24 protein-coding genes are annotated in these 21,487 nt (G+C 66.9%); 13 read left to right on the forward strand and 11 right to left on the reverse strand.

Annotation, left to right across the window (positions count from 1 at the left end; translation table 11 throughout):
• Positions 1–60: 60 nt before the first annotated feature.
• The 5 genes from ACZ6ZP_RS38395 to ACZ6ZP_RS38415 all read left to right on the forward strand — a co-directional run bounded on the left by ACZ6ZP_RS38395 (position 61) and on the right by ACZ6ZP_RS38415 (position 3,684).
• Positions 61–369 carry a type VII secretion target gene (locus ACZ6ZP_RS38395; protein WP_351170124.1) on the forward strand — a complete coding sequence of 103 codons (309 nt, stop codon included), beginning with the start codon at positions 61–63 and terminating at the stop codon, positions 367–369.
• Complete coding sequence (locus ACZ6ZP_RS38400) at positions 370–1,614, forward strand: putative T7SS-secreted protein (RefSeq protein ID WP_361469112.1); 1,245 nt, start codon at positions 370–372, stop codon at positions 1,612–1,614.
• A gap of 41 nt (positions 1,615–1,655) precedes the next feature.
• Positions 1,656–2,360 (forward strand): hypothetical protein, encoded by a 705-nt coding sequence (locus tag ACZ6ZP_RS38405; protein WP_399980150.1) that lies wholly within the window; start codon positions 1,656–1,658, stop codon positions 2,358–2,360.
• Complete coding sequence (locus ACZ6ZP_RS38410) at positions 2,357–2,959, forward strand: hypothetical protein (protein ID WP_351170133.1); 603 nt, start codon at positions 2,357–2,359, stop codon at positions 2,957–2,959. Before ACZ6ZP_RS38405 ends, ACZ6ZP_RS38410 begins: the two co-directional genes overlap by 4 nt.
• A gap of 83 nt (positions 2,960–3,042) precedes the next feature.
• Positions 3,043–3,684 (forward strand): hypothetical protein, encoded by a 642-nt coding sequence (locus ACZ6ZP_RS38415; protein ID WP_469410267.1) that lies wholly within the window; start codon positions 3,043–3,045, stop codon positions 3,682–3,684.
• 14 nt (positions 3,685–3,698) lie between these two features.
• Here the strand turns inward: ACZ6ZP_RS38415 and ACZ6ZP_RS38420 are convergent, their stop codons facing one another.
• The 10 genes from ACZ6ZP_RS38420 to ACZ6ZP_RS38465 all read right to left on the reverse strand — a co-directional run bounded on the left by ACZ6ZP_RS38420 (position 3,699) and on the right by ACZ6ZP_RS38465 (position 12,595).
• Positions 3,699–4,988 carry a hypothetical protein gene (locus tag ACZ6ZP_RS38420; protein WP_469410268.1) on the reverse strand — a complete coding sequence of 430 codons (1,290 nt, stop codon included), beginning with the start codon at positions 4,986–4,988 and terminating at the stop codon, positions 3,699–3,701.
• The gene (locus ACZ6ZP_RS38425; protein WP_469410269.1) at positions 4,985–5,662 is read right to left on the reverse strand and encodes a hypothetical protein; all 678 of its coding nucleotides are present in this window, start codon (positions 5,660–5,662) and stop codon (positions 4,985–4,987) included. Before ACZ6ZP_RS38425 ends, ACZ6ZP_RS38420 begins: the two co-directional genes overlap by 4 nt.
• Complete coding sequence (locus ACZ6ZP_RS38430; RefSeq protein WP_469410270.1) at positions 5,659–6,846, reverse strand: putative T7SS-secreted protein; 1,188 nt, start codon at positions 6,844–6,846, stop codon at positions 5,659–5,661. Before ACZ6ZP_RS38430 ends, ACZ6ZP_RS38425 begins: the two co-directional genes overlap by 4 nt.
• A complete protein-coding gene (locus ACZ6ZP_RS38435) occupies positions 6,843–7,142 on the reverse strand; it encodes a hypothetical protein (RefSeq protein WP_469410271.1) in 300 nt (99 codons plus the stop codon). The genes ACZ6ZP_RS38430 and ACZ6ZP_RS38435 overlap by 4 nt, the downstream gene beginning before the upstream one ends.
• A 101-nt stretch (positions 7,143–7,243) precedes the next feature.
• A complete protein-coding gene (locus ACZ6ZP_RS38440; protein WP_469410272.1) occupies positions 7,244–7,822 on the reverse strand; it encodes a hypothetical protein in 579 nt (192 codons plus the stop codon).
• Positions 7,823–7,858: 36 nt separating this feature from the next.
• On the reverse strand, positions 7,859–8,866 hold the full coding sequence (locus tag ACZ6ZP_RS38445) for a hypothetical protein (protein ID WP_469410273.1): 1,008 nt from the start codon (positions 8,864–8,866) through the stop codon (positions 7,859–7,861).
• On the reverse strand, positions 8,863–9,507 hold the full coding sequence (locus ACZ6ZP_RS38450) for a hypothetical protein (protein WP_469410274.1): 645 nt from the start codon (positions 9,505–9,507) through the stop codon (positions 8,863–8,865). The genes ACZ6ZP_RS38445 and ACZ6ZP_RS38450 overlap by 4 nt, the downstream gene beginning before the upstream one ends.
• Before the next feature lie 374 nt (positions 9,508–9,881).
• Positions 9,882–10,952: a hypothetical protein gene (locus ACZ6ZP_RS38455; protein ID WP_399980171.1), complete on the reverse strand. Its 1,071-nt coding sequence runs from the start codon at positions 10,950–10,952 to the stop codon at positions 9,882–9,884.
• Positions 10,943–11,614: a hypothetical protein gene (locus tag ACZ6ZP_RS38460; protein ID WP_351170139.1), complete on the reverse strand. Its 672-nt coding sequence runs from the start codon at positions 11,612–11,614 to the stop codon at positions 10,943–10,945. Before ACZ6ZP_RS38460 ends, ACZ6ZP_RS38455 begins: the two co-directional genes overlap by 10 nt.
• Before the next feature lie 234 nt (positions 11,615–11,848).
• A complete protein-coding gene (locus ACZ6ZP_RS38465; protein ID WP_469410275.1) occupies positions 11,849–12,595 on the reverse strand; it encodes a hypothetical protein in 747 nt (248 codons plus the stop codon).
• A gap of 563 nt (positions 12,596–13,158) precedes the next feature.
• On the opposite strand from ACZ6ZP_RS38465, the gene ACZ6ZP_RS38470 reads away from it, so the two are divergent.
• Positions 13,159–13,521, forward strand: coding sequence for a hypothetical protein (locus ACZ6ZP_RS38470; RefSeq protein ID WP_469410276.1), 363 nt, complete (start codon positions 13,159–13,161; stop codon positions 13,519–13,521).
• Positions 13,522–14,035: 514 nt separating this feature from the next.
• Here ACZ6ZP_RS38470 and ACZ6ZP_RS38475 read toward each other — a convergent pair.
• Positions 14,036–14,860 carry a S1 family peptidase gene (locus tag ACZ6ZP_RS38475; protein ID WP_351170148.1) on the reverse strand — a complete coding sequence of 275 codons (825 nt, stop codon included), beginning with the start codon at positions 14,858–14,860 and terminating at the stop codon, positions 14,036–14,038.
• Between the two features lie 306 nt (positions 14,861–15,166).
• Between ACZ6ZP_RS38475 and ACZ6ZP_RS38480 the strand changes: the two genes are divergently transcribed.
• The 7 genes from ACZ6ZP_RS38480 (at position 15,167) to ACZ6ZP_RS38510 (ending at position 21,389) form a co-directional block, all read left to right on the forward strand.
• The gene (locus ACZ6ZP_RS38480) at positions 15,167–15,646 is read left to right on the forward strand and encodes a hypothetical protein (RefSeq protein ID WP_469410277.1); all 480 of its coding nucleotides are present in this window, start codon (positions 15,167–15,169) and stop codon (positions 15,644–15,646) included.
• A 482-nt stretch (positions 15,647–16,128) separates the two neighbouring features.
• The gene (locus ACZ6ZP_RS38485; protein WP_351170154.1) at positions 16,129–16,866 is read left to right on the forward strand and encodes an RcpC/CpaB family pilus assembly protein; all 738 of its coding nucleotides are present in this window, start codon (positions 16,129–16,131) and stop codon (positions 16,864–16,866) included.
• Between the two features lie 17 nt (positions 16,867–16,883).
• Positions 16,884–17,744, forward strand: coding sequence for a hypothetical protein (locus tag ACZ6ZP_RS38490; protein ID WP_351170157.1), 861 nt, complete (start codon positions 16,884–16,886; stop codon positions 17,742–17,744).
• The gene (locus tag ACZ6ZP_RS38495; RefSeq protein WP_351170160.1) at positions 17,741–19,051 is read left to right on the forward strand and encodes a CpaF family protein; all 1,311 of its coding nucleotides are present in this window, start codon (positions 17,741–17,743) and stop codon (positions 19,049–19,051) included. The genes ACZ6ZP_RS38490 and ACZ6ZP_RS38495 overlap by 4 nt, the downstream gene beginning before the upstream one ends.
• 7 nt (positions 19,052–19,058) lie before the next feature.
• Positions 19,059–20,126, forward strand: coding sequence for a type II secretion system F family protein (locus tag ACZ6ZP_RS38500; protein ID WP_351170163.1), 1,068 nt, complete (start codon positions 19,059–19,061; stop codon positions 20,124–20,126).
• Positions 20,123–21,058, forward strand: a complete 936-nt coding sequence (locus ACZ6ZP_RS38505) for a type II secretion system F family protein (RefSeq protein ID WP_351170166.1) — start codon at positions 20,123–20,125, stop codon at positions 21,056–21,058. The genes ACZ6ZP_RS38500 and ACZ6ZP_RS38505 overlap by 4 nt, the downstream gene beginning before the upstream one ends.
• A gap of 79 nt (positions 21,059–21,137) precedes the next feature.
• Complete coding sequence (locus ACZ6ZP_RS38510; RefSeq protein ID WP_351170169.1) at positions 21,138–21,389, forward strand: hypothetical protein; 252 nt, start codon at positions 21,138–21,140, stop codon at positions 21,387–21,389.
• Positions 21,390–21,487 lie beyond the last annotated feature (98 nt).

Below are 21,487 nucleotides of genomic sequence, written 5' to 3' on the forward strand. Positions count from 1 at the left end.
TCAAGGCTCTCCTTGCATCAGGTGCTCAGTCGGGAATCAACGAGAAGAGGGGTGGCCCTCATGGGGGACCATATCAAGGCGGATCTCGCCGCCATCAAGAAGTGCTCACGCGATCTTGGCAAGATTCACAACGAGTTCGAGCGCAACGGAAATCCGGCCGATGAATACGGAAGTGCGGTGGGGCACGGCGGCCTGAAGGACGCCTTTTCGGAATTCGGGGACACCTGGAAGAAGACCAGGAAGAAGCTGATGAAGGAACTCGAGCAGCTCGCCGAGTTCACGTCGACCGCCGCCAAGGCGTACGACAAGATCGACCATGAGCTGGCGAAGGCCATCCGGGACGCCAAGGCGAAGAGCAAGGGGAAGTAAGTGAGCAGGACGGACAGCGACTGGCCGCCACTCTGGCACGACGACCCCACGCCCGGCGACCCCGAAGAAGTGGCCGAACTGGGGCGCAAGTTGCGCAAGATGGCCGACATGATCGACGAGCAGTCACGGGTCATCAAGGCGCTGGCCTCGGTGGAGGGCTGGGACAGTGAAGCCGGAAGAGGCTTCCATGAGATGGCCGGTGGCACGGCGGACAAACTGAAGAAGTCCTTCGAGCGCTACGACGAAGCGGCCAAGGCCGTCGGCGAGCAGGTGCGGGAAGGCAGCTCGAACGAGTTCGCCAGCGAAATGCGCAGGGCGCAGCGCAAGGCGGACAAGGCGCTGAGCGATTATCGCGAGGCCGAGGGTGACCATGACATCGCCGACCGCGAAGTAAAGAAGTACGAAGAGAAGTACCCCACGCGCAATATCCCTGAGAAGGACAAGGAGGACTACGACCGCTGGGTCGAGAAGCGTGCCGACGCTCTGCGCCGCTACGGCAGCGCGAGAAAGGGTGTGAAGGACGCCAGGGACATCTATGACGACGCGGGGGACAAGGCCGCGAAGCACATCAAGAACGTCGTGCACCATGATGACGTCCGGGACCCCGGCGGCTTCATGAACATGCTCGCGGACTGGGCGGACGCGCTCTCGAACATCTCCGCGGTCCTGTCCGTGCTCGCGGTGATCTGCGCTTTCGTTCCCCCGCTCCAGGTCCTGGTTCCCATCCTCGCCACCCTTGCGGTGCTGACCAGTGCTGCCGCACTCGCGGGCCACGCGTACGACATGACGGCGCGCGGCGGAAAGCTCGACTGGATGAAGTTGGGCACCGACGCACTGGGCGTGCTGCCCGGCCTCGGCGCCCTCAAGGGATTCAAGGCCTTCAAGGGCATGAAGAACATGACGAAGCTCGGGCGCATGGGGGCCAGGGGCCTCAATGCTCTCGATGGCGTCGGGCACAACTTCCTGAACGGCCTTGCCGTCAAGGGGGTCAACAAGATCCTGGGCAAGACGGCGCGCAAGGACCTCATCGACGGCAAGAAGATCACAGCGGTGATCAAGGGGTCGGGCCTCGCGAGTGCCTTGAACCGTATGCGCAATGGTGAGAACGGCGAGAAGACCGGATACCAGGAGCCGAAGAAGGCCGAGCCCTCTCCCACGCCTTCTCCCACTCCCTCTCCTGCTCCCCGGCCTTCACCCACACCCCAGGCGTCGCCGAAGCCGTTCAACGCGGCCTTGGCGGCATAGGCGATGTCCGGCGAAGTACGCGACCGAGAGCGGACCCTCAATTGACCACCGACACGACCGACACCACCGACAGCACGGACACCACGGACAGCACGGAAGACACCCGGCGCAGCCTTGAGGGAAGCGACGGAATCGAAGTCCGCTGGGTCATGCCCGAAGGGTTTCTGGAGCTCCCCTTCGAGGCGGACGACCTGGACGAACTCACGGACCAACTGGAGGAGTTGGCCCGTAAGGCCCTGCCGGGCGGCACGGAGGACGTACAGCTCGAATGGGCCGCCATGTGTATGGCGAACTACGACGAGTTCATCGAGGCGGGAGTCCAGTACGCGGGCTTCGTCACGACGGAGGTCGAGGGCGTCCGCTGCACCGCCACGGTGAACGTCAGCCTCGTGGACCTGGACGAACGGGCCGGGCCCAAGCCGGTGGGCTTCATCGCGTCCACGATGCGGCACCTGGACATAGGCCAGGTGGACGAGGTGAAGCTGCCCTGCGGCCCGGCAGTGACCTGCATAGGCGCCCGGCAGTCCTACGTGGACGGCAGCCTCACGGAGTCGGGGGAGGACGAGCCGATCTGGACGTCGTTCATCCAGGTCCAGATACCGCTGAGCAATCAGACCGTGATGCTGCTGGAGATGGGTACGCCGACGGCCGAGGGCTGGGACACGTTCTCCTCCATGTTCGCCGGCGTCGTGAAGAGCGTGCGCTTCTTCGACGAGCAGGGTCTGCCCTTGGTGATGCCGGGGTGAACGCGGTCAACGAACCACGGCCGGCGTCGGGTTCACCCCTCACGGCGGACCAGCAGGCGGTCCCCACGGACTACCGCCTGCTGGTCCCCCGCGAGTGGTTCCGCGTCGACCTCACGCAGGACCGGTGGCGCAGTCACCTGAAGACGTTCGTGGACCGCGAGGCGCAGGGCCGCGGCGTCTCCGCGGAGCTCACACGCAACGTATGGACCACGCTGCGGAACACCGCGGAGGCCGGCCTGGCGCGCGGCGCCATGGAGTTCTTCCTCCTGACCACCTCCCAGGAGGGCGGCCTGCCCGCATCACTGCTGGTGTCGCTGAGGCCACTGGGCGATACGCCGGCGGACCCAGAGCGGTACGCGACGTACTTGGCGGCGCGGGAGTCCGAGGAGGACGGGGCCGGAAGAGAGGTGTCCGTGGTGAACCTTGCCGCAGGCACGGCGATACGCGTACTGGGCCCCACGTCCCTGGACATCCACGTCCACATGCCAGGCGGAACGGCCTACTTGACCCTCTCCTTCTCGGCCCCCGTAACGGGAATGTCCGGCCCGATGGAGCGCCTGTGCGATGCGATGGCGGGGTCGCTGCGGTGGGTTATGTGAGGCGTCGGCTGCTGCGGGGCAGGCCCGTGCACCCCCTGCGGTACCACCCGTAAGCTGCTGGCCCGTAAGCGGGCAACCACACCATGAGCAAGGAGGAGTCACTTGTGGAGCGGACCATTGAAGAGGTGAGGCGCGTCAGGCGCGACAGGCTTGCGTCGGATGAACCCGGCATCACCGTCCAACCTGGCACCAACATCGTGATCTTCTACAGCGTGTGCTTCACGGTTCCTCTGATGGTGGCGATCGCCTGCCTGGTTCTTGGTTCGCGCCAGCTACTGCCTGTAGTGCTGATCGCCGCGCTGGCAGCCGTCGTTGCCGTACGCCCTCTGATCGTGATCGTCGCTGACTGCATCCGCAACAAGGCTCTGATGGCCCGCGTGCGCAAGGCGTTGGGAGCTGAGCTTCCCGAGCGGGCACATGCCGTGCGGTTCGGCCTCCATGCCGAGGAACAGCCTGCGTCTTCACCGTGGGATGCAGCCCCCATGAAGGAGGGCGCCATCGCGGTGACCCCCGATGGGCTGCACCTGCTCAGCACCGTCGGTTCTGCGGTTGTACCGCTGACCGACGTAGTGGGAGCCGTTCTGACGCCGGGGCGAAGGTTCGTTCCCGATCGGTTCGACATCCACCTTCGTTCGGGTGAGGCGATCGAGGTGAGCACGACGGGGCCGCGCGCCCTTGGGGCAGACATGTCGATTGCTGGCGTCCGAGTGCTGCACGAGCTCTGAAGGAGAGGGGCCTTTCACGGCCCCATCACCTGGTTCACCCGCAGGCCGACTGAGCGAAAAGCATCGATCAGAGACTGGGGCTCGAGCGAGCGCACCAGCAGACACTGGCCGTCCAGGAGATGCAGTTCTATGTCCCAGTGAGGGAGCCTGATCACAGTGGCTCCAAGCAGTTCCGCGAGGGGGAGCTCGAGTGTCTCCTCACCGGATCCCACCAGTGTCAGGGAACGTTCGTCGACGGTCAGGCCCGCGACGCGCTGAGGACCGAAGTCCCATGCCGTCAGGCCCTCGACCGGTACGAGGCTCTCCGGCTGGAGTCCGTGGCGTACGGCATAGGTCCGTTTCCCAGGGAACCGAGTGGCAAGCGCGGTGGATACGGCCGAGCTTTCCCTCCGTTCCCGGGCGAACGACCGCGTCACCAAGACGACCGCCACGGCGAATACGGTGGCGCAGACGGTCCCTGCGATCACATAGCCCGTCGCGGAGTCCGGGGCATTACCGAAGTACAGGGCGACTGTGATCACCATGGGCAGCGCGTACCAGAGAACCGCGAGCGGAAAGCGCCTGGGCGGGACGCGGCTGCCGGCTGCGAAAGCGTCGGAGGAGGTAGCGGCCAGCTGCATGTGCCGTTCCGCGCGGGCCTGGCGCAGCCCTCGAACCCGGTTTTCCCCGTTCATCCAGTTGCTGCGGCAAGAAGCCCTTCGCACCGTCGCACCTGAGTACACGGCGAAGGTGAGCAACGCACAGACCCAGCCGACCGACTCGCGGTTCGCCAGGCCGGACGTCGCCGTGATCGAGAGGGCCACGATGGCGGCCGAGAGGCAGCCAGTGAGTCCAAGAATCAGGCGGAGACGAGGAAGCGCACCGGATCCGTAGTCCTCTGGTACCTCACCCGAAGCGACAGCCGGGTCATCCGCGTCGGCCAGTGCCAAGGCGTCCGCATGACGGTCCAGGACGGTCCACTGCTTGATCGCGGTCCAAAACCGCACACCACGTGAGTGGTGTCGGTGAAGAGCAACAGCCGGTAGCCCTACGAGAACGAGTAGGGTGCCGAGCGAGATCAGCAGAGCGAAGCCGATGCTCGGCGCTCCCTCCTCTCCGCCAACGGCGCCCACGAGGAGGCTGGTGACCACCAGCACGCCCAGTGAAAGAACCAGGGCGCAGAGCAGGGACAACAAAGCCCGGGGAAATGACCGGTCGGCTTTGATCAACTCGCTGAGAGCAGTGGTACGTGCACGCAGAAGCGCCTCTCGGTCTGGGTATGAACCGATGAGCGGGGGACCGGCGGCCTGGGGTGCAGTCGTCATGGGGCGGGTTCCTGAAGAGAGGGGGGACGCTGGGCTTCGAACGGGTCGGCAGGGTCGTCGAAGGTGGACCGACCGGCCATCATCGCGAGGAGCCCTGCCAGTTCCCCCACGTGACGGGGGTCGAGACTCACACCGATGAAGAGAATGCCTCTTCCGCCGCCGGGCGGGCAGGTGAGAGCACCGACAACGCCGACCTGGGCAGACAGAACCTCATCGTCGCTGTCGTCGGGTGGTGTCTGAATCGTCGACTGAGTGACGAATCCGAACCCGATTCCCAAATCTGTCGTGAAGGATTCCTGGTAACTCGGCTCGTCGGTCTGGGAGGCGTACGCAGTGGAGAGCAGAGCGCCGATGTCCAGTTCCTCGGAAATTGCTGGTACGTCGACCACTCCGGCCATGACTTGCCAGTTGGCGATGGTCTCGGCGTCGCCTGGAATCGGCCCTGAGGCGATCCCGTAGAGCACTGTTCCGCCGGTCAGTAGATGTTCGTACCAGGCCATGAGAGCAACTACGAACTGTGTCTGCCGCTCCTGCGGAACCGTCGGATAGGACCGTTGAACGATCTCCGTACAGCGCCGCCGAGTTGTTTCACGGTCGGACCCATCTTCCAGCAGGTCGAACCAGTCCAGCGGGACGAAGAGTTTGACGGTTCCCAGCGGGGCTGCAGCAGTCACTTGTCCCCCATTGCGGATCGGTCGATGAGCGGCCCGAAGGAGGCCCCGGTGAAGAGGTTGTTCCCGGCTTCCACCAGGCCGTCGGTGCCCATGGAAGTGAGTGCGTGGCCGGTCCAGGTCGTGAAGAACTGTCCTCCGCGCCATCCCATCTCTGTCGTAGACATGGCATGACGGCTGCTTCTCCCCAACTGAAAGAGACCGTTGGGGAGCGTTTCTGTCGCCGGTACGACTCGAGAGAACCCTGGGACCCTGGCGAGGGCCTGTGGCACCTCCCGCACTCCGTTTCCGGCCCGTGCGTTCTGGAGGACCTTCGCTCCTACCTTGAGGGCTCCGACACCGACGGCGAGTCCAGCCGCATCGAGGATCACGTCCTGGTCCGTGAGCGCCTTGACGAAGCTTCCGCTCTTTCCCGCCGCGGACAGGTAGTGGGCGACTAGCGCGACACCTGCCAGGGCGAGGGAGACCGCGCCCAGAATTTGAAGTCCGGGAACCATTGCGAGCAGACCGAGGATGGGGCTGAGGAAACCTGCAATGTCGCCGATGACCTTCAGCAGCGGAGCGAGAGCTTTCAGGGCGTCCATGGGGTTGCTGACGGCCCACGCGATGGTCTTCAGGGCATCACCGATCGCGTCGGTGAACTTGTCCCAAGCGCCGGGCTCGTTCGGTGCGATCTCGCCTGCGTGCTTCAGCCGCTCCGCGATCTCGCGACCCTTTTCGTTGTACTGCGAATGAAGGGTTCGCGCGCGCTTGCGGACTGCTTCCACGGGGTCATCGGCGTCGCCCTCGGGCTTCTTCGAGGCCTTCTCTTGGTCGCCCTTCTTAGAGTTCTTTTCCTTCTTGTCTGCCTGCTCGGCTTCGTAGGCTTCTGTCTCCAGTTTTCCGGCGCTCTTCTGATGCACCTGCATGTAGTCGGCCCAGTCATCGAGCGCCTTCTTGGCAAGGTCGAACGATTCATGGGCTTTGACGACCTTGGGTCGGAAGTCGTCGGCGAGCAGCTCACGAAAACCGGTGGCCGCTTTGCCGCGCCATTCACCGTTCGCAGCCCCCTGTAGTACCAACTTGATCTCGGCGAGCGCCTCCGTCGTGTGCTTCACGAGGTCGACGACGTCGGTCAGCGCGGGATGGTCCCCGGGGCAGGGAACGAAACCGATGGTCGGGAAGTCATCGAGAGTAGGAGCCTTCACTTCTTCTTCGCCGCATCACGAAGGGCCTTGGCCAGTTGCTCATCGAGGCCGCCAAAGGCTTTCTCGATCTTGTCGAGTGCCTTGGCTGCATCCTTCGAAAACTTCTTGAGCTGGCCGACTCCGTATTTCCATTCGTCACCGAACTCGTCCATGCGCTTTTCGAGTTCGGGTGCGCCCATAGCTTTGGCGTCAACCTGGTCCATCGCCTTGGCCGGCTTGTCCAGCAGGCCGCCGATGTGCTTCAAGTTCTCTCGCACGCGCTCCAGCATTTCACCGTCGATATACAGGTCGCTCATTGGATTTCATCAGCCCGCGTAGTCGTCGTTCAGTGATTGATCAGGGATTGTCGACGGTCTCGGCCCAGAGTCTGGGCACGTCGCCCTTTGTGTGATGCTCATCAAAATCTGCTCTGTTCCGGCAGGTCGAGTTCGGCGGCGTCGGGATGAAAGTTCGCGGCGAACGGGTACGGCCCGTAGTGCGGGTAGAAGGTCGGCACATCGCCGCCGTTCTCCGCCGCGATGTGCGCGATCTTCCGGTACGCGGCTGCCCTGGCCCGGACCTTCTGGCGGGGGCGGTTGCCCCACTGTCGGATCAGCATGACGACGAAGAACGCAAGGGTGGCGACGACGACGAGGCCGGCCCCTGCGTAGAACATGGACTGATTCCTGGCGGACTCCCAGTACCGGACGTAGGCGCCCCAGTAGAGAAAGAGCCCGAAGAGGATCAATGCCGTAGGAAATCCGGCTTTCAGCCCAGCGCTGTTCAACTGTTGATCGTCGATATGGCGCAGGCGCAGCATCTTCAAGACTGCTTCGTCGTCGAGGAAGTCGAACTGCAGCCTTCGGCCATCGGATTCGGCGGCCTCGCGGGCAGCCGGTACCGCGGCGATGACGTCGCCCGGGATCATCTTCCTGATGATTCCCTCACGCGCTCTGTACTCCCAGGGGCCGGGCTCGCGATCCTCGTCGTCCGACATGCGACTGCTGCTCCTCTATACGTAGGGTGCGCTGGTCTAGCGGTTGATGGACTGGATTTCCTTGACGGCGACGTCCTGCTCGAACGTGGACAAGCCATCCGGGAGCGCCGGTTCCTGTGGAGGGCCGTCAGGGTTGTCGGAGTCGGTCCAGGTCACCTTCCACGTGATGCGAGCCTGGAGTGGATAGGTTCCGTCACCCGAGGATTTTTGGTAAGTGACATTGCAGTCCGAGGTGGAAGTGTCGACCTTGTAGCCGGACTTGGACTTGGTGAGGTCGTAATCGCAGGCCTGCGGATCGGCGAATTCGGTGCCTGCTTCCACGCGCAGAGCGACGGGCGTCGCGACCGTGGTGGCGGCAATGTTCACACCGAGATGATTGAACCTCGCCGTGACCCACACCGGATCGAGCGGAGCGTCGAACTTCACGTGGGTGCCCAGGTTCACGATCTGCCTGCCAGCGGGGCGGAGCGTGACCGGAGCTGCGGGAAGCTTCGTTTCGGCGAAGGCGAGGCCCGCGAGTGCGAGAGGGGAGATGGCGTCCTGGGGAGCGTCTTCTTGCTCAACCCATTGGGTGCCCTGGATCGTGTTGCACTTCTCCATGTCCCCGAGCTCGATGTTCCCTGACTTGAGCTGATCCACGGCGTACGTTCGGTACCACCAGGCACCCTTTTCGCCCTTGTGGGACTCCTTCCCCTTGTTCCAGCCGGGAAGGGTCTTACCGGTGCTGGGGTCAATCGGTGCGGTCTTCTTCTGCTCTTCTTCGTACTGCTTAGGCGTGAATTTGGGTTGGGCCCAGCACAAAGGCGGCTCCCAAGGCCCGCCGCTCGGAGCTATGGGAGACGCGTCCGGAGCACCCTTGAAGTTGGTGTCGTACTGCACTTGTGCACCGATGGAGCCGTTCCCCGAGGAGCCCTCACCGCTACCCGCGGGCGGCTTCCCTGAGCTTCCGGTGCCGTCACCCGCGCTTGCAGTCCCCGCATGAGCGAGAACCAGAAGAAGTGCGAGACCGGTCGAAGTGGCCGTGGTGCGGGTCAGGGCACTCACTGGCACTCCTTCGCCTCGGCCTCCCCACGGAAGGACTGAACCAGCCACGTGTCGTGCTCGGTCTTGCTCAGAGTCGCGGTGTTCCGGATGAAGTCCTCGGGGTTCGGAGCGGTCTTCCGTACCTTGCCCGAGTCGACGTCCTTCGCGAATGCCTTGGTGCGGTCTTCGCAGTAGGTGACGATCGCGCGGTCGTCAGTGTTCTGCTCGACCTTCCGGTCGTAGTAACGGTAGGTCCCCGTAATGGTGCGGCCCTCAGACTTCGCCTTTTTGATCTCCGAGACGTAGTACGCCCGCGCGTCGCCGGAGTAATAGCGGCTCAGGAAGCGGGAATTGGGATCCAGGTCGACGTAGATCCGCTGTCGGGCCATGAGCCCCTCGGCCTGTTCCTTGAGGATCTGGTCCTTGGCCTTGTTGCCGGTCTCGTTCGGCTCGATCTCCACCTTGATGTCACTGGGGAGGCCGAAGTCGGGGACCTTGGCCGATGCGGTCGGCGATGCCTTGGGGCTCGACGAGCCCGAGCTTCCCGCCTGGTCCGCTCCCTCAATCTTGTCCCCTGAGCCCGAGCCACCTCCGCAGGCCGTCAGTAGGAGGGCTGTGGCTGCGGCAAGCGCGGCTGCAACGGGCAAAGAGCGGGGGTTCACGAACGACTCCTGGCGAGGTGGGGGCAAGTCAAGGGTCACGACGCTATCTGTGGGGCAGCCCATTTCGCCAGGTCGAACCCCGCGGGCGGAACACTGCCAATTGCGGATGAACGAGGGCGAATCGGGTGATGGTCGTGGCGTGATCTGCGCCGGGGCCGGCCCGTATGGATCCCGTATGGATGCGGGGCGGGTACTCCGGTATGTGCGGAGAGCGCCTGTGCGGCCGCGCGTTGCTGCGCGCTATCGCAACCGTGGAAAGGGCCGCTGAAGGGAGGGCCCGGGGGCGGCTTCATGGCTCCGCCACTTCGCCCCCCGAGGCAGGCGATCAACGCGGCAGCGATATGCCGCTGCCGCGTGAGGCGCCGGTTACGAAGTCAGCGGTTGATGGACTGAATTTCTTCGACCTCGATCTGCTGGACCGCCTCGATCGTGCCGTTGGGCATGCCGACCGGCGTCGCCTGGCCCGTGCCCTGCCAGGTGATCTCCCAGGTGAGGGAGGCCTTCAGCGGGAACGTGTCGCCGCCGGACGAGCGGCGGTAGGTGATGCCGCAGGGCGGCGTCTCCTTGGACTTGCCCTTGGCGTAGGGCTCGCCGATCTTGCCGTCGACTATGGGGCACTCACCGTTCGCGGGGATCGTGGTGGCGTCCTTGGTGCCGGGGTCGAGCGTGAGGGACTTGGGGGTCGCGGTCGTCGTCGCCTGGAGGTTGAAGCCGGGGACGTTGATCTCCGCCGTCGCCGTGACGTCGTCGAAGACGGCCTTGTCGAGCCAGGCCCACGTCGGCAGATTCACCTTGGTGACGGCCTCTGGCGCGAGGGTGACCTTGGTGCCGGGGAGCTCCATGTGCTGGTAGGCGAGGGCGGCCAGCATCTCCGGGGTGATGGCCTCCTCGTGCTGGGGAGGCGGCGGCTCGCCGTTGTCGACCCAGAAGGGGATGTCGGAGCAGGACATGCGCTTGAGGACGTCGGGCTCGTTGGGGTTCTGGACACCTGCCCAGAACATCCCCTCGCCGTCCTTCTCGACGTTGTAGTCCTTGTATCCGGGGGTGTCGGTCCAGCCGAAATCGTCCTCGTAGTGGCGCTTGAGCTGCCCCAGGGCGGTTCCCCCCGAGCCCAAGCCGGGGGTGTTCAACTGCTCCTTGATGTTCGCGGACATCTCTTTCTTGAAGTCCTTGGCACCGAGGTACGGGGCGTACCAGCAGGCCGGCGGATCCCAGTTCACGTCGGCAGACGTGACGTTTCCGCTGCCGCCGTCCTTGGTGACGGCTCCTGAGTACTTGACCTGTGCGGCGGCGTAGACGCCGGTCTTGTCGCTGCCGCCCTCTTCCTTGACGCTTCCCTTGCCGTTGCCGAAATCTTCGTCGGCGTGGGCGACGCCGCCCGTCAGAAGACCGCCGACGACGAGGGACAGTGAGAGGCAGGTGATCGCGGCTCTGTTCACGCGCACTGGTCTGCCTTCTCCGTCACGAACACAACCGAAGCGCGCCACAAGTCGTCCTTCCCCGGGAACTTATTCATAACGATCTTGAAGAAGTCGTACGACGCCGCACTGGGTGCCCCCTTGCGGACCTTCTTCGACTTCACGTCCTTTGAATAGAACTTGCTGGAGTCCACGCAGAACGAGACCTCGACCGCGCTGCCGTTCGGGGACTTCCGCACCTTCTCCTGGAAATGGCGTCGGGTGCCTGTGGAGGTCACTCCCGCGTCGACGCGGCCCTTGATCTGGGTGCGGGCGTAGCTGAGTCCCTTGTCCGTCGCGTAGGTGGCGACCGCCGGGTCGTCGACCTTCTGCTCGGCGACGCCCCGGTAGATCGACTGCACGAAGTGCCGGGCGTCGTCCATCGCCGCGGCCTCGTCCTTGTCCGCCGGCTTGTCCCAGTCGAAGACCAGGACCATGTCCTTGGGCAGAGTCAGGTCCACGCCGTCCGGCTTGTCCTCGGCGGGTGCGTCCGACGGCTCGTTCGACTTCTTCGACTTGTCTGCGCCCTGGTCGGCGCCGGCGATCTTGTCGTTGTCCTTGGAGCCGTCGTCTTCGCTGCCGCAGGCGGTCAAGAGCAGGGCTGCGGTCGCGGCGAGCGCGGCGGTGACGTGCTTGGTCCGGCGGTTCACAGTCGGCTCCCGGTGGGGCGAGGGGGTCTCCAAAAGGCCGACGTTAACTGTGGGGTTGTTGGTTCCGCCAGGGTCGATGGCCGGACAAAGTGCTCTATTTCGACGAACTGTCATCGTGTCGTGACGCGAAGAACGCCGCTATGCGGGGCCTCGCCCGGTTTTGCGGGGATGGGGCTCAGCCGCGCGGGGGGTTCGACGCCGCGTCAGAGGGTCCGTCGCGACGGGCCCTCGCCCTCAACTGAGCTTCTGTTCCTGCGACTTGACAACCGCAGGGAAGATCTTGGCGTCGCCGGCACGTGACTGGAGGTAGGCGTTGCCGTCCACTGCGAAATAGATGGCGATGGCGTCGCCGTGGCGGCTGACCTGGGTGCGCACGGTGTGCGTGTTGCCCTTGTACTTGCTCGTCGTCCTGAAGGCCAGGGACTCGTCGGCGCCGGGAGTGGGTGCGGTCCCGGTGGTCTCGGAGGCGACGGACTCGTACGGGCTGGAGGCCTTGTCCCCCTTCGCGGTGAAGCCACCCGCGCAGGCACTGACCGCCTTCGTCATGCCGGCCATGGCGTCCTTCGCCTTCCCGGGCGCGTACGTGGCGAGCGTGATGTAGGTGAAGGTGCCGTCGAACTCCTTCGCCTCCGCGACGCGGACGAAGCTGTCCCGCGGGTCGCCGGCGGGGAACTGGTTCATCGCGTACGCAAGCGGAGTACAGGCGGGCTTGCTGACCTTGATGTTGTCCCTCGACTTCGCGAAGACGAAGCCGTCGGCGGGCTTCACCACGGCGTGGGCGGGCACTTCGTTCCTGGTCAGGGAGAGCTGAGAGGCCGATTTGGTGGGCTTCTTCTCGGCGGGGGCCGCGGAAGAGGCCGCCGCCTTGCCGGCACTGTCGCCCTTGCTTCCCTTGTCGTCGTCTCCGCTGCCGCATGCCGTCAGCAGCAGGGCTGCGGTCGCGGCGAGCGCGGCGGTGACGTGCTTGGTGCGGCGGTTCACGGTCGGCTCCCGGTGGGGTGGGTGGGGGGGGCTTCAGCGGGCCGACGTTATCCGTGGGGCTGTTGGTTCCGCCAGGGTTGTCTGTGGGGCAAGTGGGATCATTTCGGCGGACTGTCATCGTGTCGTGATGCTGGGGAGTGCCGGGGCTGCCGGGGCGGATGGCGGTGGAGGTAGTGGACTCGGCGACGAACGGATCGACAGTACGGCTGCCTTCGGCAGGGATGGACGACGGTCACTCGGTCCTCCGGCGGCACGTGGCCATGACGGCGGCGAAGAGTTCGACGTGGATCTCACTGAGGTCGCCCGAGAGACCCGTCGCGGAGATCGGTGTCGGTCTTTGCGACGCGGGTGCGACGCGGGGGCGACGCAAGTGCGTTGCGGTGCCTCCTAGGGTGGCGCGCATGTACATCTCACCCCGAGCGCTCGAGGGCAGTCGTCGGTACCGGCTGGCTGCCGGTGTCATGTTGTTTTTGGGGTTGCTCGTACCCGGCCTTGGGATGACGGTTTCGGCTGTCTCCGGGGACATGGGGGGTCTCGGAGGGCTGGCCCTGGGGTCGGTGGGGGTGTCTCTGTTGGTCGTCGCCTGGTGGGCGGCGCGCTACTGGTACGCCGCGTTCCTTTCCGGGCGGCGCGAGGAGCCGGTGCCCGATCCGGATCCGTGGCCCTGGATGCTGCCCTGGACCGCGCTGATGACGGTGGCGATCGTCGGCGGGGCGCGTCAGTTGACGCAGGGGAACAGCGGGGGCTGGTTCGCGCTCGGGTTCGGGGCGATCATGGCCGTCCCCTGGGGGCTGATGGTGGCGGCCGGGGTGCTGGCGTTGCGGGAGCGGTGGCGTGTGAGGGGTGCGGCGTCGCCTGGGACCGCCGGTTCCGGCGCGCCTTCCGAGCCGCCCCGGCCGCGGCGCGACTGGGGCCCGATCGGTTGAGGTGTCGCCGTCCTCTGCCTGTGAGGTCGGCCGTCCTGGTCCGGCGGTGACCGTGGTCAGCGATCGCCCTGCCTCATCGCACCCTGCCTGCCCCGCTGCCCATGTGCCATTGCCTCTTCCCGATCCCGTGGCCCGCCCTGACCGGCCCGGTGCCGACCTACGCCTCCGCCTCCTGGAGAACGCCCCCGGAAGGTGTGGCGGGTCGAGTGGCACGACGGCCCGTGGCTCATCGCGGAGTGGGGTACGGAAGCCTGCCCTCCGCAGGATTCCGACGCGGTTGTCCCGTGCGAGATCGGGCTGGACGATCTGCTCGCGTTCGCCAGGGCCCGCTCGCGGGACGAATCACCCGCCGGGGACACGGAAAGCCACGGCTCCGAACACCGCGGCTCCGAACACCGCGGCTCCGAACACCGCGGCTTCCGAGCCCGCCAACGGGCGGGGAGCGATCAGACCTCCCCGCCCGCGTGATCAGCGCGGCACTTCAGCCCGCCGGATCAGCTCAGCGCAACTCGCGTCAGCGGCGGTTCATGCCCCGCTTCACCCTCTTCCCCGCCGCCGACTCGTCCAGCGTCTTCCACAGCTTCGATGAGCTCACCGACGTGTAGACGCCCGGAGCGCCCTGCGCCCCGCAGCCGTCTCCGTACGAGACGACACCTATCTGGATCGGCGCCCTGCGGCCGGGGACGTTACGGAAGATGGGGCCGCCACTGTCGCCCTGGCAGGAGTCCTTCGTCTCAACTCCCGCGCAGAAGTTGACCTTTGATTCGTATTCCTTGTAACTCGTCGCGCATTCCGCGTGCGAGAGAATCGGGACCTTTACCTGGCGCAAGCGGTCAGGGGTGTTGGGGAGTTCCGTGTCCGTGTTTCCCCAGCCCGCGACCGTGGCCTTCTGGCCGGGGCGGATCAGGGCGTCCGTGCCCTGCGTGGGGAGGGCGATCGGGGAAATGCCCCGCACCGGCTTGCTGAGTTGGATGAATGCCACGTCGTACGCTTCCTGGCCCTTGAGGTAGCGCGGGTGCACGACCACGCCGCCCTTGGCCACGTTGCGTATCTGGCCCTGGCCGGAGGCGGAGAGGACCGTGCGGCCGACCGCAACCTGGAGCTTCTTCGGCTTCAGCGGCTTGCCCGCGTCGTCCACCAGGCAGTGCGCCGCCGTCATCACCGTGTCCGCGGTGACCAGGCTGCCGCCGCAGAACTGGCGGTCGAGCGGGCTGCCGGGGCCCTTGTCCAGCACGGCAGCCATGAAGGGGTAGGCGTCGTTGGAGACTTCGGTGCCGCCGATGATCGCGTGCGCGGCGGGGGTGCTGGTCGCCAGCATGGCAAGTGCCGCCGTGGTCACGCCGGCTGCCGCCACCGTCTTACGTGATGCCTTGCGCGAGGTACGTCGTACGTGCGAAGGAAAGGAAAGTCTCATGGGGGTTGAATTTCGCTTCCGTGTCGAGCACAGCAGGGATTCTTGTGGTGCGGTACATCACCGCTCGGCTCGCCGTCGCTGCGGGTCTCGGCGTGCCGGACTGTGAGACGGGGGAGCGTTGGTGGGGGTTCATCGGGTGCCGTGGAATGTCGAGCCGCCGGGCCATGGCGCCATGACGCCATGGCGCCCTTTCCGGGGCGTGGATCGACGGCTGGGTTTCTCGTGTGAGAGGTGAGCTGGCCGTCTATCTCAACGAGTTCGAGTTCCGGTTCGGGTATCCGGCCCGACCTCAACTCCGTCGAGACCGGAAGTGGGTGCGACGAAGCCGTTCGCGACGAAGCCTCCGCCGTCTCCGCCGTCCCCGCCGCCCCCGGCGACCTTGCGCTCCTCTATCGCCACATCAGCCGCCTCAGCCTGCCGGACGTAGGAGTCGGACTCTTCGTCCATTCCGTGCGGCAGACAGCTGACGGGCTCCGCGGGGATCTGCCCACCCGGGTCGTGGGCGAGGTCGAGGACTCCGTCGTCGTCTTCGGGTCCGACGGCGGCGGGGCGCTCTTCGCCCTCAGCCGTACGGATGGCGCGACCGTGTATCGCCTTCCGCCAGCGCGAGTTGACGGCTCCGTCTACCGCTGTGCGGAGGGCATCGAGGTCGTCGCCCTCGGCCTCCGAGGCTTCCTCGTCCACGTCGAGAGCGAGCTGCGGCGGAGCTGATCCACCCCCAGCGCCAACCCCAGTGCCACCCCCACCTCCAACCCCAGTGCCACCTCCAGCCCCACCCGCACCACCCCACATGGCCGAACTCCGCCCACCCGGGAACCACTCCCGCCCCTCCCGGCGTCATCCGTCCGGCTGGTGGATCAGCTGTTCATCGGTCACCGGTCGGCTGGTGTTCCTCATCACCGCACTCCTCGGGGCCCGTTGCGCAAAGGGTAATTATTCGCGTACGCACATCCTCGCCCTCCGTCTCCGATGCCGGAATGCGTGGGAACCATGGAGTACGGATTGCGCGTGGATAACGATGAGGGGCGTGGGCCGCAGCAGTCTCAGCGCGCCTTGAGGGGCTTATGTGCTGCTGATACGGTGCGATGACTTGACACTGTGCCTGGGGCTGAATAGCCCGCCCGAGGCGGGCGAAGAGAGTCGCGAGTGTCTGAAAATGACCGAATCTTCTTGGGCGTGCGGGGAGCAGTTGCGTGAAGATCCAAGAGCGTACGGGGGCGGGCAACAGCCGTTCCGCCGCGCCGGTTCAGCCAGCGGTCGGTGAGCGCCTTCCCGCGCCGCCTCGCGAGCGCAAACCGGCACTCGCCGCCCTGGCCGTTCTGCTCATCCTCATCGGCGCCCTCGGTGCCACCGTCCTCGTGCTGCGCGCGGGGGACCGGATCGAGGTCGTCCAGGTGACGGCGGAGATCCCTGCCGGGGAGTCCGTCGTCCGCGACAAGAACGTCAGCTCGGTGATGGTCGCCGAGGACTCGGCGATCAACTACGTCAAGTGGTCCCAGCTCGACAGCCTGACGAAGCTCAAGGCAACCAACACCATCCCCAAGGGTGCCGTGGCCGTCGGCGAGATGTTCTCCAGCAAGAGCGGCCTGCCCGCGGGCAAGTCCGCGGTCGGCGTCTCCCTCAAGGAGGGGCAGTACCCCGCGGACGGCGTGAAGGCCGGCGACAGCGTGGACGTCTACCAGGTCGGCGACTCCGCGTCCTCGGGGTCCAGCGACAAGGAGACCGGCGGCTCCGCCGGATCGAGCGCGAGTGACGCGCCGATCGTCTCGGCCGCCCGCGTCAGCTCCGTCGCGGCCAAGAGCGACGCCACCGTGAGCACCGGCTCCCTCGGCGTCACGCTCCTGGTGGACAGCGCCGACGCCGCAGCCGTCACCAGGGCCGCGTCGGCCGGTGCCGTCTCCCTCGTCCAAGTGTCTCCCGACGGCAACTAGAGGCGAGTAGAAGAGACATGGCGCTCATTGCTCTCGCCGCCGACAAGGGGTCTCCCGGAGTCACCACCGCGGCCGTCGCGCTCGCAGCCGTCTGGCCGCGGCGCGTCCTTGTCGCGGAGACCGACCCCGCCGGCGGCGACCTGGTCTACCGCAGTGCCGCCGCGCACGGCGGACCGCTCAACCCCAACACCGGGATGCTCAGCATCGCGGCCACCGCACGCCGCGGCCTCGTGCCCGACCAACTCTGGGACCACACGCAGCCGTTGGCCGGTGGGCTCGAAGTCCTCGTGGGGCTTGGAGTGGCCGAGCAGGCCGCCGGGCTCGCGGGTCTCTGGCCGACCCTCGGCCGCGCCTTCTCCCAGCTCGCCGACTCCCCGCACGCGCCGGCCGACGTCATCGCCGACTGCGGTCGTATCAGTGGGGACACCCCCGCCGTCGAGCTCTTCCCGCAGGCGGCCCTCGTGCTGCTCGTCTCGCGGACCGAGCCCGAGGCCATCGCGCGCGTCCGTGACCGGGCCGCCGCTCTCGCCACGAAGCTGCACGGCGGATCGCGGGGGGCCGCGTCCCTTGCGACCCCGCTCATCGGCGTACTCCTGATCGCCGACCCCTCGACATCCGCCAAGCTCGTCCACCAGGTCAACGACATGCTGATGGCCGCGCAGACCGGCGCCCGCGTCGTCGGCACGCTCGCCGAGGACCCGGCGGGCGCCGAGCAGTTGGCGGGCCGCAAGCGCGGACGTCTCGACAAGTCGATGCTGATCCGCTCGGCCCGCAAGGTGACCGTCGACCTCTACCAGCAGTACGGCGCCGCGTGGGCCAACCCGACCGCGGGCACGCACGGCGGGCACGGGGCCGGCGCGCACGGGGCCGGCCGATGAGCGTTCCCGTCGATCACCAGCTCGTGAAGCGGTTCCGGCAGGACGCCGGTGACCGCATCGCCGAGCAGCGCCGCCTGGACCAGGTCTCCGGCGTCACCCCCATGTCGGGCGAGGACGAGCGGCAGTACGCCCGCGCGGTCATCGCCCAGATCCTGGAGGAGTACGCCCGGATAGAGATCAACGCCGGGCGCACCCCGCTGGACGCCGAGACCGAGGAGAAGTACGCGGCCGCCGTGCACGCGGCGCTCTTCGGCGTCGGACGGCTCCAGCCGCTGCTCGACGACCCCGAGGTCGAGAACATCGACATCAACGGGTGCGACCAGGTCTTCGTCGGATACGCCGACGGCCGCGAGGCCAAGGCCGACCCGGTCGCCGAGACGGACGAGGAGCTCGTCGAGCTCATCCAGATCCTCGGCGCCTACTCCGGTCTCTCCTCGCGCCCCTTCGACTCCGCCAACCCGCAGCTCGACCTCCGGCTGCCCGACGGCTCGCGTCTGTCGGCCGTCATGGACGTCACGCGGCGCCCGGCGCTCTCCATCCGACGTGCCCGCATGGGCAAGGTCTTCATGTCGGACCTGGTGGGCAACGGCACGGTGACCCCCGAGGTCGCGCACTTCATGGCGTGCGCGGTGCGGGCCCGCAAGAACATCATGATCGCGGGCGCGACGAACGCCGGGAAGACGACGCTGCTGAGGGCGCTCGCGAACGAGATCCCGCCGCACGAGCGTCTTGTCACCGTCGAGCGAGCCCTTGAACTCGGCCTCGACCAGTTCGCCGACCTGCACCCGAACGTCGTCGCCTTCGAGGAGCGTCTGCCCAACTCCGAGGGCCAGGGCACCATTTCGATGGCGGAGCTCGTGCGCCGATCGCTCCGTATGAACCCGTCGAGGGTCATCGTCGGTGAGGTGCTCGGCGACGAGATCGTGACGATGCTGAACGCGATGTCGCAGGGCAACGACGGCTCGCTCTCCACGATCCACGCCAACAGTTCGAGTGAGGTCTTCAACCGCATCTCGACGTACGCCCTCCAGGCCACCGAGCGGCTGCCCATCGAGGCGAGCCAGATGCTCGTGGCCGGAGCCGTCAACTTCGTCGTCTTCATCCAGCGGCGCAACAACTACCAGACCGGCGGCAAGCTCCAGCGCATGGTGACCTCGGTCCGCGAGGTCAACGGCGTCGACGGCCGCGTGCTGTCCAGTGAGGTCTTCGCGGAGGCCGCGAACGGGCAGGTCGTCGCGCACGCGCCGATCTCCTGCATGGACGACCTGGCCGCGTTCGGCTACCGCCCCGCCGGGCAATGGGGGTGAGCACGACATGAACTCACTCGGCTCGATGGGCGGCCTTTTCTCGCTGCCCGTCCTGTACGCACTGGGCTGCGGTGTCGCGGTCGGCGGTGGCCTCGCGGTCCTCGCGATCGCGCTGCGCGGGCTGCCGGTGAAACCCGAGCACGAGAAGCAGAAGGCAAGCGAGCGGATGAGCGAACTCATCCGCTTCGCGGGCCGGCGCGGTTCGCTCGCGATCGGCGTGGGCCTGGCGGTCCTGCTCCTCACGCGCTGGGCGGTGGCGGGCATCGCGTCCGGCATCCTCGTCTTCTTCTGGGACAAGCTGTTCGGCGGCGCGTCGGAGGAGCGGTCGCAGATGCGGCGCGTCGAGGCGCTCGCCGCCTGGACGGAGTCCCTGCGCGACACGATCGCGGGAGCGGTCGGCCTGGAACAGGCGATCCCCGCGTCGGCGCGGGCGGCGGCTCCGGTGCTCCGCCCCCACCTGGACGCCCTGGTGGACCGTCTGCGCGCGCGTACGCCGCTGCCGGAGGCGCTGCAGGTCCTGGCCGACGAGATCGACGACGCGTCGGCGGACATCATCGTGGCGGCACTGATCCTGAACGCGAAGCTGCGCGGCCCGGGTCTGCGGCAGGTGCTCGGCGCCCTGGCCAAGTCGGCGCGCGAAGAGGTCGACATGCGCCAGCGCGTGATGTCGCAGCGGGCGTCGACGCGGCGGTCGGTGCAGATCGTGGTCGCGGTGTCGATCGCGTTCGTGCTCGGCCTCTCGATCTTCAACCGCGACTTCGTCGAGCCCTACGGCACGGCGGTGGGCCAGCTCGTACTCGCCTGCGTCTGCGGCCTGTTCGCACTCGGCTTCTGGTGGCTGCGCAAGCTCTCGACGGTGGAGACACCGGACCGCTTCCTGGTCAGGGACGAGCCGGGCGTGCAGTTCGTGCGCCCGCGGGGCCCGGGCACCGCCCCCGGTACGGGCGAGCAGGCCCCGCTGACGGGCCAGGCGGGCCCGTACGGCCAGCCGCAGGCACAGCCGGGTTCGGCCCCGGGCCAGCCGGGTCACCCCGGTCAGCCGGGCTACTCGAATCCTGAGGGGGTACGTCGATGAGCCTGACGATGCCGATAGTGATAGGCGCCATCATGGGCCTGGGCATCTACGCCCTCGTCCGCGCCCTGATGCCCTCCAAGCGGAGCGCGGTCGCGACGGTCGCGCGGATCGATGCGATGCGGGCCAGGGGGGCGGCGTACGAATCGCACCGCTCACCGGCCGGGAACGCCGGCAAGAGTTCGGGGCGGCTGGACTCGACGCGCTCCCGGGTGGGCGAGCGGGTCGCCGAGTTCTACCTCACGCAGGGCTGGGAACAGCGCTCGCTGCGGGCCGACTTGGCCGTGCTCGACCGCAGCTGGGAGAAGTTCCTGGCGACCAAGACGCTGCTGGCGGCTGCGGGAGTCTTCTTCGGGCCGTTCATGTTCGTCATCATCTGGACGCTGGGGGTCGGTCGCAGCCCGATCATCCCCGTGTGGCTCGCGTTGATGTTCGGCGTCATCTTCTTCTTCCTTCCCGACCTCGAAGTGCGAAGGGACGCCGCGGCCAAGCGGCGTGACCTGCGCCGCGTCATCGGCGCCTATCTGGACCTGGTGTCGATGAGCCTGGCGGGCGGCCGCGGCCTCCCCGAGGCCCTGATGGCGGCGGCGGAGATCTCCGACGGATGGGCGACGCAACGTATCCGAACCGCTCTGGCCGATGCGCGGATCACCGGCATCAGCCAGTGGCAGGCGCTCGGCACGCTCGGCGAGCAGCTGGGCATCGAAGAGCTCAAGGACCTGTCGGCCTCGCTCGCCCTGGTGGCGGACGACGGTGCGAAGGTGCGTGACTCGCTCGCCTCCCGAGCGGAGACGATGCGCCACCGCGAGATGGCCGAGATCGAGGGCAGCGCGGGCGAGAAGTCCCAGTCGATGCTCGTCGCCCAGCTGCTTCTCTGTGCCGGCTTCCTCGTCTTCCTCATCTTCCCCGCGGCCATGCGCGTGTTCCAGGTCTAGCGATCTTTACGGCGACGGACGGGCCGGCGGACGGCGGCGGCCCGACAACCTCCCCCCACTCCTGAGAGGACAACTCACCATGAACGGACGGAACTTCAGCACCGGCAACCCGGCTGTGGACTTCCTGGTCACCTTCCTGAAGGGCCGCGTGCAGCGTGCCCGCTCCGGCGAGCTCGACCGCGGTGCGTCCGCGGTCGAGTGGGTCATCATCTCGGCGGTCGTCGTGGCGATCGTCGGCGTGGTCGCCGCCGTGATCAACGGCGCGCTGAAGGGCGGCGCGGAAGACGTCAAGAACTGCATCGAGGGCGCGGACGCCGACGGCACCTGCTGATCGGCCGTTGACCGGGGATCGAGGGCGGATACGAGTGCGCGGATGCGTGAAGCGATGGATACGCCGCAGGGTGGAGGCAGCCTCCACCCGCGGTGAAT

This window comes from Streptomyces sp. NPDC054047 (assembly GCF_055585065.1).

Excerpts from the sequence above, each read along its gene's own strand:
- ACZ6ZP_RS38395 (WP_351170124.1), top strand. The coding sequence starts at position 61 with ATGGGGGACCATATCAAGGCGGATCTCGCCGCCATCAAGAAGTGCTCA.
- ACZ6ZP_RS38415 (WP_469410267.1), top strand. The coding sequence starts at position 3,043 with ATGAGCAAGGAGGAGTCACTTGTGGAGCGGACCATTGAAGAGGTGAGG.
- ACZ6ZP_RS38420 (WP_469410268.1), bottom strand. The coding sequence starts at position 4,988 with ATGACGACTGCACCCCAGGCCGCCGGTCCCCCGCTCATCGGTTCATAC.
- ACZ6ZP_RS38435 (WP_469410271.1), bottom strand. The coding sequence starts at position 7,142 with ATGAGCGACCTGTATATCGACGGTGAAATGCTGGAGCGCGTGCGAGAG.
- ACZ6ZP_RS38440 (WP_469410272.1), bottom strand. The coding sequence starts at position 7,822 with ATGTCGGACGACGAGGATCGCGAGCCCGGCCCCTGGGAGTACAGAGCG.
- ACZ6ZP_RS38490 (WP_351170157.1), top strand. The coding sequence starts at position 16,884 with ATGGCGCTCATTGCTCTCGCCGCCGACAAGGGGTCTCCCGGAGTCACC.
- ACZ6ZP_RS38495 (WP_351170160.1), top strand. The coding sequence starts at position 17,741 with ATGAGCGTTCCCGTCGATCACCAGCTCGTGAAGCGGTTCCGGCAGGAC.
- ACZ6ZP_RS38500 (WP_351170163.1), top strand. The coding sequence starts at position 19,059 with ATGAACTCACTCGGCTCGATGGGCGGCCTTTTCTCGCTGCCCGTCCTG.
- ACZ6ZP_RS38505 (WP_351170166.1), top strand. The coding sequence starts at position 20,123 with ATGAGCCTGACGATGCCGATAGTGATAGGCGCCATCATGGGCCTGGGC.
- ACZ6ZP_RS38510 (WP_351170169.1), top strand. The coding sequence starts at position 21,138 with ATGAACGGACGGAACTTCAGCACCGGCAACCCGGCTGTGGACTTCCTG.